General features: G+C 47.8%; 1 protein-coding gene. It reads left to right on the forward strand.

All coding sequences use genetic code 11. The features are described from left to right. Positions 1–490 precede the first annotated feature (490 nt). Positions 491–1,771 carry a group II intron reverse transcriptase/maturase gene (gene ltrA, locus IEV57_RS19200; RefSeq protein WP_188444653.1) on the forward strand — a complete coding sequence of 427 codons (1,281 nt, stop codon included), beginning with the start codon at positions 491–493 and terminating at the stop codon, positions 1,769–1,771. The last annotated feature ends 80 nt before the right edge of the window (positions 1,772–1,851 follow it).

Consider the following 1,851-nt stretch of genomic DNA (forward strand, 5'->3'; position numbering starts at 1 on the left):
TGTGTGTGCCTTGAATGGTGAATATAGGTCAAAAAGTTGACCGTTCCAACGGGTGAAAGTCCCTTAAGCGCGGGGGTAACGTCCCGAAGCCAAGCAAGTGGCAAGCTGGTTTGCCGTGAGGCATGCAGTGAAGTAAGCCAGACTGCGGTGTCTGTACTGACGAACAGGAACCATATACGGAGGCTATGAGGTCGGATGAGGTGGCACAGCACACCGAAGTCCAAACCTTCCGCAAGGGAGGAAGTACCGAAGTAGTAGATATGGCAGGGATAGACACAAGGATATTCACCTTACCGAGGGAGGTCTTTGGGTGTCGAGAACACCTAAAAGAAGTCAGCCGAGGTCATAGTAGTTGCCGGCAACGAGCTGTATGAGCTACAGAGGTCTCACTGGGCAGCGAAGGACTGAACATTGGATTACGTCCAAATTCGATAGGGAGCAACTTTTGTGGCAGCCTTATCTTAAGCGGACAGGGTTAACAGATTAAGTTATGATAGAAAAAGTACTCAACCGTAAGAACCTTTACAAAGCATACCGACAGGTGGTGCGGAACAAGGGTTCGGCAGGGGTGGACGGCATGAAGGTCACCGAACTGCTTTCCTTTCTGGAAAGCAACAGGGATAGGATTGCCACATCCATCCTCAACCACAGTTATGTACCCAAACCTATCAAAGGGGTCGAGATACCCAAGAGTAACGGAAAGACAAGATTGCTCGGAGTTCCCACAGTAGTAGACAGATGGCTCCAACAGGCGTTAAGCCAAGTGCTGATGACTAAATACGAACTTACGTTCGAAGAGCACAGCTACGGCTTCCGCCCAGAGAAGAACATCCATAAGGCGGTAACACAAGCCCTGAAAAACATCAATGATGGCTATCAGGATATAGTGGACATCGACCTTAAGGGATTCTTTGACGAGGTTGACCACTCGGTTCTACTTCAATTGATCTACCAACGGGTAAAATGTCCGACTACCCTAAGGCTTATCCGAAAGTGGCTGCGTGCACCTATCCGGATCAACGGGAAACTGCACAGGCGTAGAAAAGGAGTACCACAGGGATCTCCTATCAGTCCGCTTTTATCCAATATCCTTCTGGATTTACTGGATAAGGAACTGGAACGAAGAAACCTGAAATACGTCCGATATGCGGATGATTTCAGCATTTACACCAAGTCAAAGAAGGAAGCCAGAAAAGTGGGTAACGAGATTTACCTTTTTCTAAAGGAAAAACTCAGACTTCCCATCAACAGGGAGAAAAGCGGCATCCGAAGACCTTCCAATTTTGAAATGTTGGGTCATGCATTTGTTCCAACGTACCAAAAAGGAGTCAAAGGAAAATATCAGTTGGTGGTGAAGAAAAACAGCTGGGACTCACTGAAACGCAAGCTCAAGCAGATCACCAAGAAAACCAAACCCTACAGTTTTGAGGAAAGACTCAAAAAGCTGGCAGAGGTATGGCAGGGATGGGTAAACAATTACCGTCTTGCCAGTATCTCCGCAAAGCTGAAATCACTCGACGAGTGGCTAAGAAACCGACTTCGATACTGTATTTGGCACGACTGGAAGAAACCCGAGCGGAAACGTAAAAACCTGATCAGATTGGGAGTGGACCAAGACCATGCCTATGCATGGAGTAGAACCAGGAAAGGGGGATGGGCTGTTGCCCAGAGTCCGATTCTGATCACTACGATAACTTTGTCACGACTAAGAAGAAAAGGTTATGAATCCATGCTTTCTTATTACCTCAAATCGCAACCTACAATCCAGTGAACCGCCGTATACGAGACCCGTACGTACGGTGGTGTGAGAGGCGAACCGTGAGCTTATGGCTCACGGCCGTCTACTCGATT

The organism is Belliella aquatica, from assembly GCF_014637795.1.
Lineage (GTDB): Bacteria > Bacteroidota > Bacteroidia > Cytophagales > Cyclobacteriaceae > Belliella > Belliella aquatica.

Excerpts from the sequence above, each read along its gene's own strand:
- ltrA (WP_188444653.1), top strand. The coding sequence starts at position 491 with ATGATAGAAAAAGTACTCAACCGTAAGAACCTTTACAAAGCATACCGA.